Genomic DNA, 17,337 nt, shown 5'->3' on the forward strand with positions numbered 1-17,337 from the left:
GCCGGCCGGCTCCGCGTCCGGTCACTCCTCGGCGGCGGCGAGGGCGGCCAGTTCGCGGTCGACCGCCAGCTGGTGCGCCTCGGCGTCCTCACGCGCCTTCTTCGGGCTCCAGCGACCTGCCATCACGAAGACGAAGGGCAGGAAGAGCACCTGGCCGCCGACGCAGATCCACCACCAGTTGCGCCACTCGCCGGGCCCGTCCTTCGACGCCTTCTGGACCTCGGGGCCGTACTCCTGTAGCAGCTTCAGCTGCGGCGCCGCCTTCTGCACGACACCCAGGTCCTCCGCACCGACCTCCTTGACGGCGCGGGCGCCCAGCGCGGGCGGCACCGTGGTCGGGGTGTACTTGTTCAGCTCGGCGAAGAGCTGAGGGTGCGCGTTGACGATGGCCAGCGCGGGCGCCGCCTGCACCGAGGCGGCCTTGACCTCGGCGCCGTGCTCCACGAGCGGGGTCACGGAAGTCACCAGCACCGGGATGAAGGCCGCGGAGACGGCGACCACGATGCGCACCGTCCAGCCCCACACCGCCAGGCCCGCCGCGGTTGCCGCCGGGTTGTGCTTCTCCACGGTCTCGGTGAAGCTCGCCATCCAGGGCGCGTAGGCGATGCCGCTGAAGACGCCGATGCCCATGAACAGCCAGGCGAAGGTGTAGTAGTCGGTCGTCAGGTGGGTGGCGCGGGTGGCGAAGATCGCGGTCACCACGACGGAGCCGACCGCGCCGACGATCATGAAGGGCTTGCGCACCTTCAGCCGGTCCGAGAGCAGGCCGACCAGGACCAGGGCGATGGCGTTCGCCCCCCAGTACCAGTTGGCCAGCGCGTTGGTGCGCTGCTCGCTGTAGCCGAAGGTGGTCGCGAAGTAGACGACGAAGTTGCCGACCGCCGCGTAGTACAGCAGCAGGAACACGGCGATGGCGAAGGCCGAGCCCAGAACGTCCAGGCGCATCATCTGCCGCCACTCGCCGCGGCGCACCGCCTCGGTGTCCAGTCCCTTGGCGCGCGCCTCGACCAGTGCCCGGTCCCGCAGCGACACCATGATCTGGTCGCGCAGCGCCGGGGACAGCTCGCGCAGCGCGAAGATCGCGACGACGAAGACGACGAACCCGGCGATCGCCGAATAGCGCAGCTCGTCCTGCCAGGTGGCGCTGTCGAGGGTGTTGCTGGTGACGGTGGTGACCACCAGAGAGCCGATGACCGGGCCCATCGTCCAGTACCCCATCGCGGTGGCCCGGCCGAGCTGTGGGGAGAAGTCCCTGATCAGCGCAGGGGTGGCGACCAGCACGATGCCCTCGATGAAGCTGACGAGCGCGAAGAGCACCAGATAGGTGGACTTGTTCGCTGCGTTCGGCAGCCCGAAGAAGACCAGCAGCGCGGCGATCAGCAGCCCGTAGACCACCAGATTCGCCCGGCCCCAGCGATCCGCAAGACCGGCCACGAGCGAGGCGAAGGCCCCGATCGCGTTGCCGATCACCGAGACCCAGACGAAGTAGCGGTACGTCATGTCGAAGTGCGTGATGATCGACGTCGCCACCGCGTACTGGATGTACAGCATGTAGTACAGGACGACGGTGGTGATGACCACGATCGCGAGATACGCCATACGGCGACCGGTGGGTGGGTAGTCCGCCAGGTCGCGGCGGTACAGCCAGGCCAGCGGACCGCGGGCGTTCACGGCGGGCCCATCGGGTGTGGGTCTGTCGGCGTCGAACGCCGTCGGAGTGGCGGACATACGGCTCCTCCTGGGGATACGGAAACCGGGTGTTTGTGTCGGGGCGACGGGAGCGCGCTGCGCCCGGCTCCGAGAGCGTGGCCAGAGGCTAGTACCGACTAGTCGGTACGCCTAGGGGTCTGCGCAAAGTCATTCACCCCGTTCATCACCCGGCCGCCGGCGGACCCCGGCGAAGCCGTCCAGGGCGACGAGCAGATCCGCAGCCGCACCATGACCCTGCTCATCGCCGGCCACGACACCACCGCCGGCGCTCTGGCCTGGGCCTTGCGCCAGCTCGAACTCCCGCTGGTCTTCGCCGATGACGGCTCAGCGGTGCAGGCGTCACCCGAACCCGAGCGTCCACTCACCTACCCGTCCTCGTGCTTCGTGACGGGCACCATCCATGGGACGTCAGTCCCGTGCTCGTCCGCCGAACAGCAGGTCTACTTCCACCAGGGGTACGAGCCCTCGGAACGCGATCGTCACGACATGGCACAACTCCGCCGCCTGAACTTATGGATGGCTCGGTGGCTCGTCATGGGTTCTGATCTGGTGCTTTGCGTGGCGGACATGTGCGTGACGGGTTAGGCCGGCCGCTGGCCTCGGTCGCGGACGACGAGATCGGCGAGGCTGCCCTGGCACTGCTGTGGGGCACTTCTGCGGTGAACACCTGAACTCCCGCCGGGCGTCGGTGCCGTCCGCCCCGGTACAGCCGACGCTGATCGTAGGCGGCCCGATTCGCCTGTCGCTTCCCGTCTCACTTGGTGCGGTTCATGGAAGTGGGGAGTCTGGGGAGGGGGTGCGCGTGATCGGTCGGTCCCAGAGGCCGGCCAGGTGCGCGTGGAGGACGTCGTGCGCTTCGTGCGGGGTGAGGTGGCCGATGAGGACGTGCACGGTGAGGCCGTCCGCGAGGGCGAGGAGGGTGCGGGCCTCGAGTTGCGGATCGAGGCGCAGGGGGCGGTCGGCGCCCTCGCCGGCTTCCGAGATGAGGCGGGTGAACGCCTCCTGCAAGGTTGCGTAGTTCGCCGTCAGCGTCCTGGCGAGCGCCTTGCTCACAGCCGCCTGCGCAACGAAGGCGAGCCAGACCCTCGCCTCTGCGCGGTGCTCTTCCCGAAGCAATGAGATCTCGGTGGCCGCGTGGCCCAGGGCGGTGCCGGCCGACTGGGCCGGGCTCCTGAGGAGGCGGGCCTGTACGCGCTCGCTGATCCGCTCGCTGATGTGCCCGAGAGTGAACACGAGCATCTCTTCCTTGGTGCGGAAGCATCGCTGAACTGCACCCATCGACACCTGCGCGCGGGCGGCGACATCGCGAAGGGTCACGCCCTCCAGGCCGCGTTCGTCGGCGAGGTGGCACACGGCCTCGGCGATGAGGCGGCGTCGGCTCACGTGATCCACCTGCCTGGGCATGTCCGTCGCCTCTCGATTTCACAGTGCTCCGCTTCGCGGCGCAGTTTATTCGATGCGTGCGTATCGGTTCCAGGATACGGTTCCGATGCGAGCGCATTGGTATGAGGAAGGCGAAGCCATGCAGGACGCCCTGTGGAAGATGCCGGCCGCCGCGCAGGCGGAGGCTGTGCGCAGCGCAGAGGTCTCGGCCGTCGAACTGGTCGACAGTCACCTGGAGCGCATCGCCGAGGTCAACGCGCAGGTGAACGCGGTCACGCAGCTCTTGGCGGAGCGGGCACGTGAGGCCGCGGCACGGACGGACCGTCAGCGGGCCGCCGGTGAAGCGCTGGGGCCCCTCGCGGGGGTGCCCTTCACGGTGAAGGAGAGCACCGCCATCGAAGGCGTGCCGACTACGTTCGGCACGGAGCGCTTCCGCGATCTGGTGGCGTCGGCCGACGCGCCCCCGGTGGCACGGCTGCGCGCGGCCGGAGCCATCCCCATCGGGCACAGCAACATCCCCACCCTGATCCTGGCGGGGATGCACACGCGCAGCGAGCTGTTCGGTGACACGGCCAACCCGTGGGACAGCAGCCGGACCCCGGGCGGCTCCAGCGGAGGCGACGCGGTGGCCGTTGCCACGGGCATGGCAGCGCTCGGGCTCGGCAACGACTCCGGCGGGTCAGTGCGCATCCCGGCCCAGTTCTGCGGTGTGGCCGGGCTGAAGCCGTCCACGGGCCGGTTCCCTGCCGACCACCGCGTTCTCGGCCCGGACGACCCGGGCCCGGCGTCCCAGATGCTGGTCACCGACGGCCCGCTGGCCCGGAGCGTGGGCGACCTACGGCTGGCTTTCGAGGCGCTGGTCGGGACCGATCCGCGAGACCCCCGGGCCGTGCCGGTGCCCGCCTACGGCGAACCGCTCGCCGGACGCGTGAAGGTCGCGGTCGTGGCGGACCCTGGGGGGCACGGCGTTCACCCCACGATTCGCGAAGCCATCGCGTCCGCGGCCGACGCGCTCCGCGACGCTGGATACGACGTGCGCGAGGAGCAGGACGTACCGCGGATGGACGAGGCCCTAGAGGCGTACGGCCGGATCACTGTGACCGAGTTCGCCCCGACCTGGCCGGTGGTGCGCGGGCTGCTCGGCAAGGGCGGAGACCGCTATATCGCGATGGCGATGGAGCAGACCCCGCCCGTAAACGCGGAGGAGTTCATGAAGTTGATGGGCACCTGGATGAACATCCGCCGCTCATGGGCCGAATTCCTCAACGAATACCCGCTGTTGCTCGGCCCAGTCTTCACCGAGCCACCGGTCGAGCCGGGGCTGGAGTCGCGTGACAGGTCAGGTAGGGACCGTGTCGGGTCGGGAATGCGTCTGTGCACCGTGACCAGCTTCGTGGGCGTACCCGGTGTGGCCATACCGACCGGGATGGCCGACGGGCTCCCCTGCGGAGTACAGATCGTAGGGCGCGCGTTCCGGGAGGACCTGTGCCTGGGCGCGGCGCAGGCGATCGAGGACCGGCTCGGAGTTCTCACACCGGTCAACCCGCGACTGGGAGGCCGGGTTGATTGAGCCCTTGGGCCATAGAGGGCGCGCGCGGCGCCCCCTCCACCCCTCACGCTCCTGTCCCGGCGACTTGGCCGGTCTCCTCGCCCAGACCGACCGGCGCGCCGCCTACGCCAGAAGCGCGGCCGGGCTACCAGTGGCTCCTCAGCGGTCAACGGGCCGCCGCCGTATCCCTCAATCAGCACGCCACAAGCCTGCCACCAGCCCCCGACCTAGTGCTGTGACCGGGATGGTTCACCGTGTTGCGGCTCGCGGTGGCGGGCGCCGGGCCGGTTGGATGTGAGGCGATGACGATCCATCCGACAGGTGGAGGCGCGGTGGCAGAGCCCGTTCGAGTCCGCAGACTGACCGATCAGGAGGGACAGCGGCTGCAGCAGATCGTGCGCCGGGGTAGCACCAACTCGGTACGCTACCGGCGCGCGATGATGCTGCTGGCCTCGGCAGGTGGGAACCGAGTGCCGGTGATCGCCAATCTGGTGCAGGCTGATGAGGACACGGTGCGCGACGTGATCCACCGGTTCAACCAGATTGGGCTGGCCTGCCTGGACCCTCGGTGGGCGGGAGACCGTCCCCGCCTGCTCAGCCCTGACGACGAGGACTTCGTCATCCAGACGGCCACCACCCGCCCGGCAAAACTCGGCCAGCCCTTCACCCGCTGGTCATTACGCAAGCTCGCCGCCTACCTGCGCCGTGTCCACGGCCGGCTGATCCGCATCGGCCGCGAGGCCCTGCGCTGCCTGCTCGCCCGCCGCGGCATCACCTTCCAGCGGACCAAGACCTGGAAGGAGTCCACCGACCCCGAGCGCGACAGCAAACTGGACCGCATCGAGGAGGTGCTGGAGCGTTTCCCGGACCGGGTGTTCGCGTTCGACGAGTTCGGCCCGCTCGGCATTCGCCCCACCGGCGGGTCCTGCTGGGCCGGACAAGGCCACCCCGACCGGGTCCCGGCGACCTATCACCGCACCCACGGAGTCACCTACTTCCACGGGTGCTACTCGGTCGGCGATGACACCCTGTGGGGCGTCAACCGCCGCCGCAAAGGGGCAGCCAATACCCTCGCGGCCTTGAAGTCGATCAGGGCCGCCCGCCCGGACGGCGCCCCGATCTACGTGATCCTCGACAACCTCTCCGCGCACAAGGGCACCAAGATCCGCGCCTGGGCCCGGAAAAACCGGGTCGAGCTGTGCTTCACTCCGACCCACGCCTCCTGGGCCAACCCCATCGAGGCTCACTTCGGACCGCTGAGGCAGTTCACCCTGGCCAACTCCCATCATCCGAACCACACCGTCCAGACCCGGGCCCTGCAGGACTACCTGCGCTGGCGCAACGCCAACGCCCGCCACCCCGACATACTCGCCGCACAGCGCAAGGAACGCGCCCGCATCCGCAGCGAGAAGGGCATCCGCTGGGGCGGGCGCCCCCTCGCAACCGCAGCCTGACCAACCCGGTGAACTGATGGGGGGGCAGCACCAGGTCGCATCTGTCAGGGGCAGTCCAGGGTTGTGATCAGGGTGATCACTGATGGGCGACGGCGGCTGCACGCAGCAGAGTTGGCGTTGTCAACAAGTCCCGTCAGCGCCGTGGAGGAGAAACTTCGATGCGCATCCGCCTCGCCGTCACCACCCTCGCCCTGGTCACCGCTCTCACCGCCGGCGCGGCCCTGCCCACGGCCGCCGCCACGCCTGCTTCCAGCGCCCCGGCGTCCGCGAACCCCACCGTCCAGGACGTCCTCGACCACCTGCCCGACGACGTCGTTGCGGGCGCGCTGATCAGACGGGACGGCGTGGGCGCCACCGCCGGCCCGGTCACCGCTGACGCCCATGTCCGGATCGGCAGTGTCACCAAAGCGTTCACCAACACGGTGGTGCTCCAACTCGTCGCCGAGCACCGGATCGGCCTGGACACACCGGCGCGGAGGTACGTCCCCCAAGTGCTGCCCGAGGCGTACAACCACGTCACCCTGCGCCAGCTCCTCGACCACACGAGCGGCCTGCCCAAGCCCGCCCCGACCCCCGGCCCGGCCGACGGACCCGGGTGGCAGCTCAAATCTGTGACGCCCGAAGACTTCCTGCGCGACTCGTTCGCCGCAGCCACCGACGCGCCGCCCGCACCCGGCTCCGAGCAGCAGTACAACGGACTCAATTCCTTCGTCCTCGGCCTGATCGTCGAGAAGGTCACCGGCCACTCCTTCACCAACGAACTGCAGCGCAGGATCATCCGGCCGCTGCATCTGAGGCACACCAGCCTGCCCGCCGCCGACGACCCGACGATCCCCTCGCCTCACGCGGAGGTGTACCTCGATGGGCAGGACGTGACCGAGCAGAGCCCGTACCCGTGGGCCGAGGGAGGCATGATCTCCACCGCCGCCGACCTGGACCGCTTCATCACCGCACTGTTCCGGGGCACCCTGCTCCCACCCGCCCAGCACAAGCTGGCATTCGAGGTACCGAACGTGAAGAACGCCGCCGACAACACGAACTGCATCGGCCAGGCGGCCTGCTACAGCATCGGCGGACTCCTGCGCTACCAGCTCCCAAGTGGCGAGTACGCGTGGGGCAAGACCGGTTCCCGCCCCGGCTGGGACAACGGGTTCTTCGCCACCCGCGACCTCCGACACCGCGTGGTGTACTCCCTGAACCCGACGGGGACCGGCAATGACCTCCCGTACATCAAGGCGATCGTCAACGCCGCGCTCGCCGACTGACAGGCGGACCTCCCATCCAGTTCGGTGCATGGCGACCAGCGACCAGCGACCAGCGACCGACGCCCACGTAACTCGGCGAACCAATGCGGTCACGGCACTAGCTCGTTCCGGGCTCCACCGCGGAGGTCCCGCCGATGCGGGATAGCTTTTGGGGTCTGCAGAGAATTGACTTGTGGGTTTCTGGACCGACTTCGCAGGTCACCGCGCCGATCGCCCGCATGTTGTTCTTCTGCGAGCCCTTAGACACCCCTCAGGCTGCTCGTTATCCTGGAGCGTCACACACTCACTCGGGGGGCCGTCTGTGATCGAACTCGGCGTACTATTCGGTCTGTTGGCGGCAGCGGTACTGGTCCTGCTCTTCGTGCTCCAGCGCCGCAGGAACGGCAACACGGAGAACGTCGACGGTCGCCTGATCGAGCAAGCGCGGCGGCTGCAGGCGTACAACGACAGGGTCTCCTACAACGCTGCCTCAGGGCGTTGTCACGTTGTTGGGTATGTGGGTGCCTGATGGCGTGTCGGGGCGTGGTGGGGCCCGGGTGCCGGCCTGTGGTCAGGCCATGGTGGGCCGGCTGGCAGCGCCGGTGATCTGGTCCCAGATGGCGAAGCGGATGGTCATTTCGGCTCGGTGTTGGGATGCGGTCATCAGGTGGCGGTGGGGTCGGAAGTGGGGTGAGATGCCGCTGAATGCGGACAGGAACTGCTGAGCCGCGCCGACGGAGCGGAAGCCCTTCATCGCGCGTTCGCGTTGCCTGGTGGGCTGGTGGGAGTTCTCGGCCCGGTTGTTCAGTCCCTTATGGGAGCGGTGCTCCACCGAGTGCATGACCTCGCGGTGGGCCGCGCCGTAGGAACGCAGCTTGTCGGTGACGATCACCCTCGGCACCGCCCGGGTCTTCTTCATCAGACGACGGAAGAACCGTCTGGCCGCCGCCTTGTCCCGCCGGTTCTGTACGAGGATGTCGAGCACGTTGCCGTCCTGGTCGACGGCCCGCCACAGGTACTTTCGTACCCCGTTGATCTTGATGAACACCTCGTCCAGATGCCACTTGTCGCCGGGCCGGGTACGGCGGCGGCGCAGTCCGTTCGCGTAGGCCTGGCCGAACTTGGCGCACCAGCGGCGGATCGTTTCGTGGGAGACGATCACGCCGCGCTGGAGCATCAGCTCCTCGACCTCGCGGTAGGACAGAGGGAAGCGGAAATACAGCCACACGCAGTGGGAGATCACCTCGACCGGGTACCGGTGACCCTTGTACGCCGACGGCACAGGCGACACCAGCGATCCCCTCCCAGCATGATCAACACAGAGATCATCCCACCCAGTCAGCCAACGTGACAGTGCCTTTTTGCCCCTTGTGTCGGACGACGCGGCCTCCCCGGCTCCGCAGAGCTTGTGCGGAGGGGGCGTGCGGGAAGGTGCGGCATCGTCGTCATCTGACGACCGTCATCGGGGAGCACGCGGACCGCGTGGCACATACCACCTTCGGTACCGGCCCAACAGTGGGCGTGTGAGACACCTTCCCCAGGCAGCGGTCAAGGAGCTCCAGGCAGCCTTGAACGAGGAGGGCGGTCTCCTCACGGTGGGGCGTGACGTGCGACGTGCTGTCATGGCCCGCTGGGCCCAGGGCCGGTGGGCGAGTTCAGCGGGCCCGGTCCGCGACCGATGGTGGTGCCAAGTCATGCCCTCGGTGACCGAAACCGTTCTGCCAGCGGCGTCAGGCAGCGATGCCGCGGTTGTCCATGGAGTCCTCGACTATGCGCAGCCCGTCCATACCCGGCAGCTTCGCGATGTGCGAGTCGATGTCGCGGATGAGTTTGCGGCCCTCGGAACCCGCGAAGAGGTGCGTCATGACGTGGGTGACCTCGTCCTCGGACATGACGCCCGAGCCGACCGGGCCCCAGGCCTTCTCGAGCGCAAAGCGGGCGATCACGCGGGCCTTCTTGCTTGCCGCGAGCCGGTCACGCGCCTGCGACGCGTAGAACGCGACGTGCTTCGTCTCCTGCTGCGCGATCCGCCTCAGCAGCGGTACCAGCACCGGGTGGGTCTCCAGCGCCGCGAGCCGGTGGTACGCCGCTGTCGCCGCCCACTCGTTCGCCGCGCCCCACGCCATGTGCACGGCGACGAAGTCGTTTCCGACCAGTCGACCTATCGCCGTCAGCTTCACCGGCGCCAAGCGATCCCTCCAGCCGAGCTTCAGTCGGGTCGCCTTGAGCTCGTCGAAGTCGACTCGGATGCTGTGGCGCCCCAGCACGGCCGCGAGCGCTTCGCCGTGCCAGAACTCCTCGCGGTTCCACATCGTCATGAAAGCGCCCACCGCGGGCTCGTTGTGAGACGGGGTCGTCAGCAGGTTACGCATGTAGCAGACCGTGTGGTACTCGACGTCGCACATGTAGCGCAGTGTGCGCAGCGTCTCCTCGGACAGCGGGTCGCGCTCGAACTCGTCGAAGTCGAGGTCGGCCCACTGCACGCCGGTGGAGTTCTTCGTGTACTTGTCTATGTCGAAAGCCATCAGTCACTCTTCTCGTCGGTGCGCGTCGGAATCGTCGCCCGTGCCGCGATGACGTCGCGGCGCACCCCCGAACCGCCGCTCTTCCAGCGGTAGATGTTCCAGTTCCTCTTGTGCGATTCGCGGGCCAGTTCGGCGTCGGGGTTGATCGCCGAGGGCTTGCCCAGCAGCGACAGCCACGGCAGGTCGGAGTGGCTGTCGCCGTAGCCGTAGGAGGCCGCGAGGTCGTAGCCGCCCTCCTCGGCGTACCGGCGGAGCCACGCGGCCCTCGCCTCGTCGACGAGCGGCGGCTTCGCGAGGTAGCCGGTGAGCACACCGTCCTTCATGTGCATGGAGCTCCCGACGACCTCGTCGAACAGGTCGGCGAGCGGAGAGGCGAGAAGGCCGATGGAGCCGGTGACCAGGACGGTGCGGTGACCCGCCGCACGGTGCTCGCGGATGCGCTCCAGGGCGTCCGCGCTCGTGTGCCGCAGCATCGTGTCGGCGTAGCCGCGCCTCACGACCTCCTCGAGACGGGCGATGGGCATGCCGCGGTAGCGGCGCAGGAACGCACGGATGAATTCGCCGCGGTCACGCTTCTCGGCCCGGAGGTAGCCGGGCAGCGAGGCGAGCAGGTCCGCTGCCTCCTTCGGCCAGGCCGCCTTACGGAAGCCCGAGGTGCGTACCCAGAGGTACTGCTCGACGATGTTGGAGTCGACGACGGTCCGTTCGAGGTCGAAGACGGCGAGCACGTCGGTACGCTGCGGCAGTTCGCGTTTCGGGTGGGCGTTCGCCGACCGGGCGGTCGCGGCCTTCCGGCGACGGTAGGCCGCTGTCAGCTCGCTGATGGCGGGGAGGTGCACCTTCTGCAGGTACTCCTCCCAGTCGATCCGCTCCACATCGAAGCCGCGGTCCTCGCGCATCGCGGCCGGAAGCGCGTTGTTCAGCGCGCGGGCGTTGCGGTCGTCGAAGATGATCTCGGTCTGCGCATACGCGCGGTAGAGGTCGATGAAGTTACTGAGGGTGGCGATGCCGGCGCGCAGCTTGGCGTTGTCGGCCGCGAGAGCGCGCTTACGCTCGTCGTTCGGCATCAGCCGCAGAGCGGCGTCCCACAGGTCGGCCTTTCTCTTCGCCAGCAGCAGACCTCGGTTGAACTTGCGCTCGCCCGAGAACTTCCAGGTCGGTACTTTGACGAATCCGTCGCCCTTGGGCAGCGGGTGCTGCGTGTAGTAGTCGCGTACGTTCTCGTACATGCGGTGGAAGGGCAGCGGATTCGACGCGCCCGAGGCGATGTGGAAGTACTTCGGCTCGTCGACAGGTGTCGGGTTGGCCGCCGCGGCCAGCATGGCGTTGACGACGAAGTCGACGGGGATGACATCGAGGATCGAGTCGGGCAGCCCCGGGAAGTCCGGCAGTTGGCCGCGACCGTAGGCGAAGATCAGCGGATCGGCGACCTTGAAGCCGTCGATCCAGCCGGGGAACGGATGCTGGAGGGCGCTCTCGATGATCGAGGGCCGGACCACCGAAAGCCGGTGTCCGGCCTCGCCCCAGAGGTCTTCCGCGGCACGTTCCGCGAGTGCCTTCGTCAGCGTGTAGACGTCGGTCCACCCCAGACTCTGCGCGCGCCGCCGGCCGGCGGAGACGAGCTGGGAACGCACCCACTCGCGCCGCGCGTCCTCGCTGGCGCGGGCCGCCGCGATCGGGCCCTCCTTGCCGTGGTTTCCGCGGGCGCGGGACATGAAACGCTCGAGCATCGCCGGCTCCCGCGAGGTGAGTTCGGTGCGCTCGTGGGTCTGTGTCGCCAAGGTCCACTCGGTGCGCCAGTCGACGTCGTGCTCGAGCTTGGCCTCGGGCACCACGCCGCGACGCAGTCCCCCGACGTAGCAGGTCGACACATGGACGACGTGCGGGTCGGATCCGGAGGCGAGCAGGGCCTCGTAGAGGTTTACGGTGCCGTTGACGTTCGTGTCGAACGCCTCGTGGATGGGCGGGTCGAACGAGACGGTCGACGCCGAGTGGATGACGACGTCGAGGTGGGAAGGCAGTTCGGGAATGCTGGTCATGCTGCCGTTGAGCACGGTGATCCGCTCACGGACGATGCGCTCCGCCTCTTCGGCGCCCACGGCATCCCGCCAGCGCTCGAACACGGGTTTGCGCAGAAGGTGCTGGAGTCGGTCCTGCCCGGTCTGGGTGCCCTTCCCGCGCACGAGGAGCGAGATGTGGGTGGCGGGGTGATCGGTGAGCAGCCGCTCAAGGACGGCCTGCCCGACGAAGCCGGTCACGCCCGTCAACAGGACGTGCGCGTTGCCGAGTTCGGTCTTCGCGTTGTGCAGTGTCACGGAAGGAGCCTCGATTCCACGGTGGATGCGACACCGGGACGGATGCCGGGGAGCGCGGCGACCATCGCGCGGATACGGCCCGCCTCGGCCCGTCCGCTCTGGTCGCCGAAGACATGGCGTTCGAAGAAGGTTCGCTCGTGCTTGGAGCGATCGACCGAGCCGAGCGGCCAGGCGGCGTGCCGGAGGGCGCGACGGGTGATGCGCCGGGCGCGGGCCGAGCATCGGAGTCGCCGTTCCGTCTCCTCGGCGAGGAAGTGGATGTGACGATGCTTGATCTCCACCACGGGGTTGATGATCGACGCCATGACGCGGGAGGCGCCGGCCAGCCGCCGGTAGGCCGCCTGCGTGATCCATTCGTCCACGAGGCCCGTCGTCACGTGTGCGGCGACGATCTGCGTACCAGTGATGTTGGCGATGAGGGCGTGACGGATCGGGCCACGGCGCTTGCGGCGCTCCGCCAGTACCCACCGTGCCGGACCGGCGCTCGAAGGGAGGTCGCGGGTGGCGGGAGAGGCATCCAGGACGGCGTCGAGGGCGTCGGCGATCCAGAACCTCTCGAACATCCACGTGGTGAGGAACGCGGTGACCCGGGCGTCCCTGTGAGTCGCGGTGAGCAGCAGGTCGCTCATGCGGGGCAGCGTCGCACGTTCCATGTCGCGCAGCGCGCGGACGAGCCGGACGGATTCGGCGTCGAGCGGCTCTTCGGCGAGCGCCCCGAGATCGAGCGTTTCGCGGTGGCTGCCGTGTGCCGTACGGGCGAACTCACGCACGTCGAAGCCCGCTGTCTCGGGCGGCGCGGTCGTCGCCTCGTCGTTTGAGTTCATGCGCCGGCTTTCTGGGGCGGGAGTTGGGGGGACTCTGCAGAGGCCCCGGAACGTGCGAAAAACTGTCGGGGGCCGTCACGTCAGACCGAGCAACCGGCGCATGTGTGACACGTGGCCTGAGGCCTAAATTGGGTTATCTGACGCCCCGGTAGCAGAAAGGTGCCGCTGACCTGCATGGATGCGAGTGTCTAGGTCGTACCGGACACCATGTGCTTCCGGCTCTACCACCTCCCGGCCCGCCTCGCGAAACACGCCCGTCGCCGATGGCCGCGGATCGAACACACCTGGCCATGGGCCGACGCGTTCACCACCGCCTTGGACGACTGACCGCCCTCCCAGCCATCACCTGACCACCCACATCCGCCCCAACGAGGACCGAAAAGGAGAGGACCGCACCAGCCCGGGAGACGTGGAACCCCGGCGCACCCGCAGCGTCACGCGACGGCCCACTCTCGAACGGCAGAGGACATTACGGGCGAACCGCCGAGCCGATCAACTACCCGCCCCAGCTGACGGATCGAGGTCAGAGGGCGATTCCTGAGTCCGTATGAGCACGTGCGGAATCTGGTGTCACAAGACGGATGCGTGCCCGGTCTAAGGGAATGAGCCGAGTAATGAAAGGTGTGTCATGCGCGAGGACTCAGCCGTCGGCTGCTGCACGACCGTAGCGATTCACCTGAGTTGGCTCGTCGGTCGGCGAACTCGGAAGGCCGGTGTCGGGCTCGGCGACGTGCACCCGCTCGCCACCCCACGTAATAGCTGTGAGCGGGGAACTCGGATGTCAAGTGGATGGCATATGAAACTGTGCTGAGCCGTATGGGGGTCGCACTTGTCACCGGCGCTACGTCGGGTATCGGAGCGGCGTTCGCGCGCGCTCTGGCGGACCGTGGATGGGACCTTGTCCTGGTGGCGCGCGACAGGGAGCGGCTCGGCCGGATGGCGGTCGAGCTCGAGTCCCGGGGCCGTGCCGTCGAGGTACTGCCCGCCGACCTGTCCGATCGCGCCGACGTCGAGCGTGTCGTCGCCCGGCTGGAGGACCCCGCCCGTCCGGTGGACATGCTCGTGAACAACGCCGGTTTCGGCGTGCACGCGCCGATAACCTCGGCCGACACCGCTCCGCACGACCGGGCGATCGAGGTCATGGGGCGCGCGGTGCTGGTGCTCGCCGGCGCCGCTGGGCGGGCCATGCGTGAACGCGGACACGGTGCGATCGTCAATGTGTCGAGCACGGCTGGGTTCGTCACGATGGGGAGTTATTCGGCGGTCAAGGCCTTCGTGACCTCGCTCACGGAGGGGCTGGCGAACGAGCTCCATGGAACGGGCGTAACCGTGACGGCCCTTTGTCCGGGCTGGGTCCGCACGGAATTCCACATGCGGGCCGGAATCCGGTCGTCGAGCATTCCGAACTTCCTCTGGCTCGACGCCGAACGACTCGTCGAGGCGAGTCTGCGCGACGTGCGCCGCGGACGGGTGATCTCCATGCCGAGCTTCCGGTACCGGTTGCTCATCTGGTTCACACGTCACCTTCCGCGCCACACGGTGCGGTGGATCTCGCGACGGATCTCCTCCAGCCGCAACGACAGTCTCACTCACTGAAAGAATCAGTGCGGGCGAGCCCGCACCGGAAGGAAGCGGATGCCTGCGACGATGCGCGACCGTTTCACGTCACGCTCTCACGCCGCGGCGCGTTTCGTCGCGCAGCGGGGGCTGTTGAAGCCCGTCGTCTGGAGCGTGACCAGCGTCACGGTACTGGGGCGCGAGCGCTTGGAGAACGTCGAGGACGCCTATGTCGTCGTCGCCAATCACAGCTCGCACCTCGACACACCACTCATCATGGGCGCGCTGCCCCGCCGATTGGCGCGCTACCTCGCGGTGGGAGCCGCCGCCGACTACTTCTTCGACGTGTGGCGGCGGCGCGGCCTCACGGCTCTCTTCTTCAACGCCTTCCCGGTCGACCGCAGCGGAGCGAACACGCGCGGAGTGAGCGCCAAGGCTTTGCTGAACCGGGGAGTGCCGCTCCTGATCTTTCCCGAAGGTACCCGCTCGCGCGACGGATCGCTCGGGGCGTTCAAGCCGGGGGTGGCGGCGCTCGCCTCGTCGGCCGAGGTGCCGGTGCTCCCCGTCGCGGTCATCGGCGCGCATGCGGCGCATCCTCGCGGATCGAATTGGCCGAAACCGGGCCGCCTGCCGGTCGGGGTTGTCTTCGGCGAACCGCTCACTGCCCATCCCGGGGAGTTGAGGAGCGACTTCACCGAACGCATCCGCTCGGCGATCGTCGCCCTGGCCGAGGAGCACTCCGACCATATCCTCGGCTCGAATACCACCTCCCGTCGTGTACTTGAAGGAGACCGTTCGTGACCGAATCCCCCCGCCGCACCGACGCGATGCGCACCGGTGAGGTGAAACACATGAAGTGGTGGGGCTGGGGCGTAGAAGGCGTCGGCTTCCATCACGAGGACAAGCCCGGGTTCGCGCCGTTCGTACAGAAGGCCGTCGGTCTCGACCTCTTGGCGGGAGAGCGCACCGAACGGCCCGACTTCTCGCAGTTGAAGGTGCCGGATTCGACGGCACCGGAGGAGTTCGTCACCGTCCTGAGCGGCATCGTCGGAGCAGAGAACACCGTCGTCGACGACCTGTCCCGGGTCGTCCACACGTACGGCAAGAGCCTGCGTGACCTGGTCCGGATCCGAGCCGGCGAGATCGCGCGCAGTCCCGATGTGATCGTCTACCCGGCCGACGAGGCGGAGGTGCAAAGCGTCGTCGACGCGGCCGTCGAGGCGGACGCCGTGATCATCCCCTTTGGGGGAGGCAGCAATATCGCGGGCAGCCTCGAACCGCACCCGGACGAGTCGCGGGTGGTCGTCTCGCTCGACCTCGGCCGCCTCAACCGGGTGCTGGAGATCGACGCCGACTCCGGCCTGGCGCGCATCCAGGCCGGAGCGCTGGGCCCCGATCTTGAGGCTCAACTCAACCGGGACGGCTGGACGATGGGGCACTTCCCCGACTCGTTCACCCACTCGACGCTCGGCGGGTGGGTCGCCACGCGCTCGTCCGGCATGCAGTCGGACAAGTACGGCGACATCGCGGACATCGTCAAGGGACTGCGTGTCGTGCGGGCCGGTGGGGTCCTCGTGATCCGTGCCGTTCCGAGTGCGTCGACCGGGCCGAGCGTGCGGGAGATGGTGGTGGGCTCGGAGGGGCGGCTCGGCGTCATCACCGAGGTCACGGTGCAGGTGCGCCGGCTCCCCGAGAAGCGTGCCATCTACGCCTACTTCTTCAAGAATCTCGACCACGGCCTCGCCGCGATGCAGGAGATCGCCGAGAGCGACGTCTCGCCCTCGGTCACCCGTATCTCGGACGCGCACGAGACGGGCTTCTCGCTGGCGACGGGCAAGGAGTCGAAGGGCATTCAGAAGAAGGCGCAGGCCGGCCTCATGGCGTATCTCAAGAGGCGTGGCTGGGACCTCGACGAGATGTGTCTCTCCTTCATCGGCTTCGAGGGCGGCGAGGCTCACGCGAAACGGCAGAAGTCGCTCGTCGACCGGATCGTGCGCAAGCATCACGGCATCGGCGTCGGCAAGGGCCCGGGTGCGCTCTACGACCAGAAGAAATTCGACACGCCGTACATCCGCGACTTCCTGCTCGACCGCGGTGCCGCCGGCGACGTGAGCGAGACCGCCGGTCCGTGGTCGAAGCTGCGTGGCATCCACGCGGCGGTCTACGAGGCGGCCGACCGTGCCTACGAGAAGATCGGCCACACGGGCTGGACGATGTCGCACATGTCGCACTCGTACCACTCTGGAGCCTGCCTCTACTTCACTTTCGCCTTCGTGTTCGGTGACGACCCGCTCGGCGAGTACGACACGGTCAAGCGCGCGATCCAGCAGGCGTTCATCGACGCCGGCGGCACCATCTCGCACCACCACGGGGTGGGACTGGAGCACGCGCCGTGGCTGGAGGAGGACATCTCGGCGCAGGGCGTCGCGGTCATGGCGGGCCTCTTCGACGCTGCCGACCCGGGCGGCAACTTCAACCCGCGCAAGATCGTGGTCTGAGCGCCGCAAGGTCTGCCGGGGCATTGTCAACCGCCCGCTTCGCCGTCCGGGACCGCATCACCGGCGTCACCACCCTGCCCACGGCAGCCTGAGCCAAGACCAGTCACCCGGCCCCACCACACCCTGGCGCACCCATCAGCCAGACACCCCCAGTCAACTTGGCAACGCCCTGTTGAACCCATGGTCGATAGAAGCGCCACACAAGCACTGCAAGCTTCACAACAACATCTATACCCTCAGTGTATGGTCAGGAGCATGCCAGGCGGCGCTCTTGGTCG

General features: G+C 68.2%; 13 protein-coding genes and 1 pseudogene. 8 read left to right on the forward strand and 6 right to left on the reverse strand.

Going from position 1 to position 17,337, the window contains the following annotated elements; all coding sequences use genetic code 11:
• Window positions 1–21 precede the first annotated feature (21 nt).
• A complete protein-coding gene (locus tag OG568_RS53405; RefSeq protein ID WP_329537306.1) occupies window positions 22–1,728 on the reverse strand; it encodes an MFS transporter in 1,707 nt (568 codons plus the stop codon).
• Window positions 1,729–1,995: 267 nt separating this feature from the next.
• Between OG568_RS53405 and OG568_RS53410 the strand changes: the two are divergent.
• Window positions 1,996–2,295, forward strand: a pseudogene (locus tag OG568_RS53410) (nucleotidyltransferase domain-containing protein); the annotation flags it as partial.
• 183 nt (window positions 2,296–2,478) lie between these two features.
• Here OG568_RS53410 and OG568_RS53420 read toward each other — a convergent pair.
• The gene (locus OG568_RS53420; RefSeq protein WP_329537307.1) at window positions 2,479–3,114 is read right to left on the reverse strand and encodes a TetR/AcrR family transcriptional regulator; all 636 of its coding nucleotides are present in this window, start codon (window positions 3,112–3,114) and stop codon (window positions 2,479–2,481) included.
• 118 nt (window positions 3,115–3,232) lie between these two features.
• Here OG568_RS53420 and OG568_RS53425 point away from each other — a divergent pair, with 118 nt between their 5' ends.
• From OG568_RS53425 to OG568_RS53440, 4 genes are all read left to right on the forward strand, one after another.
• A complete protein-coding gene (locus tag OG568_RS53425) occupies window positions 3,233–4,663 on the forward strand; it encodes an amidase (protein ID WP_329537308.1) in 1,431 nt (476 codons plus the stop codon).
• 311 nt (window positions 4,664–4,974) lie between these two features.
• Window positions 4,975–6,096: an IS630 family transposase gene (locus tag OG568_RS53430; protein WP_329537309.1), complete on the forward strand. Its 1,122-nt coding sequence runs from the start codon at window positions 4,975–4,977 to the stop codon at window positions 6,094–6,096.
• Between the two features lie 158 nt (window positions 6,097–6,254).
• Window positions 6,255–7,361: a serine hydrolase domain-containing protein gene (locus OG568_RS53435; RefSeq protein WP_329537310.1), complete on the forward strand. Its 1,107-nt coding sequence runs from the start codon at window positions 6,255–6,257 to the stop codon at window positions 7,359–7,361.
• A 331-nt stretch (window positions 7,362–7,692) separates the two neighbouring features.
• Window positions 7,693–7,869, forward strand: coding sequence for a hypothetical protein (locus tag OG568_RS53440; RefSeq protein WP_329537311.1), 177 nt, complete (start codon window positions 7,693–7,695; stop codon window positions 7,867–7,869).
• Between the two features lie 42 nt (window positions 7,870–7,911).
• Here OG568_RS53440 and OG568_RS53445 read toward each other — a convergent pair whose 3' ends face one another.
• From OG568_RS53445 to OG568_RS53460, 4 genes are all read right to left on the reverse strand, one after another.
• A complete protein-coding gene (locus OG568_RS53445; protein WP_329538276.1) occupies window positions 7,912–8,634 on the reverse strand; it encodes an IS6 family transposase in 723 nt (240 codons plus the stop codon).
• 436 nt (window positions 8,635–9,070) lie between these two features.
• Window positions 9,071–9,865, reverse strand: a complete 795-nt coding sequence (locus OG568_RS53450; protein WP_266637664.1) for a ferritin-like domain-containing protein — start codon at window positions 9,863–9,865, stop codon at window positions 9,071–9,073.
• The gene (locus tag OG568_RS53455; protein ID WP_329537312.1) at window positions 9,865–12,180 is read right to left on the reverse strand and encodes an HAD-IB family hydrolase; all 2,316 of its coding nucleotides are present in this window, start codon (window positions 12,178–12,180) and stop codon (window positions 9,865–9,867) included. Before OG568_RS53455 ends, OG568_RS53450 begins: the two co-directional genes overlap by 1 nt.
• Window positions 12,177–13,004 carry a hypothetical protein gene (locus tag OG568_RS53460; protein WP_266421217.1) on the reverse strand — a complete coding sequence of 276 codons (828 nt, stop codon included), beginning with the start codon at window positions 13,002–13,004 and terminating at the stop codon, window positions 12,177–12,179. The genes OG568_RS53455 and OG568_RS53460 overlap by 4 nt, the downstream gene beginning before the upstream one ends.
• 816 nt (window positions 13,005–13,820) lie before the next feature.
• Between OG568_RS53460 and OG568_RS53465 the strand changes: the two genes are divergently transcribed.
• Genes OG568_RS53465 through OG568_RS53475 form a run of 3 tightly spaced genes read left to right on the forward strand, consistent with a single transcriptional unit; the run spans window position 13,821 to window position 17,059 of the window.
• Complete coding sequence (locus tag OG568_RS53465; RefSeq protein ID WP_266637670.1) at window positions 13,821–14,600, forward strand: SDR family NAD(P)-dependent oxidoreductase; 780 nt, start codon at window positions 13,821–13,823, stop codon at window positions 14,598–14,600.
• Window positions 14,601–14,639: 39 nt separating this feature from the next.
• Window positions 14,640–15,362: a lysophospholipid acyltransferase family protein gene (locus OG568_RS53470; RefSeq protein ID WP_266421211.1), complete on the forward strand. Its 723-nt coding sequence runs from the start codon at window positions 14,640–14,642 to the stop codon at window positions 15,360–15,362.
• Window positions 15,363–15,388: 26 nt separating this feature from the next.
• Window positions 15,389–17,059 carry an FAD-binding oxidoreductase gene (locus tag OG568_RS53475; RefSeq protein WP_329538277.1) on the forward strand — a complete coding sequence of 557 codons (1,671 nt, stop codon included), beginning with the start codon at window positions 15,389–15,391 and terminating at the stop codon, window positions 17,057–17,059.
• The last annotated feature ends 278 nt before the right edge of the window (window positions 17,060–17,337 follow it).

The sequence above is a fragment of the Streptomyces sp. NBC_01450 genome, assembly GCF_036227505.1.
In the GTDB taxonomy this organism is placed as follows: domain Bacteria; phylum Actinomycetota; class Actinomycetes; order Streptomycetales; family Streptomycetaceae; genus Streptomyces.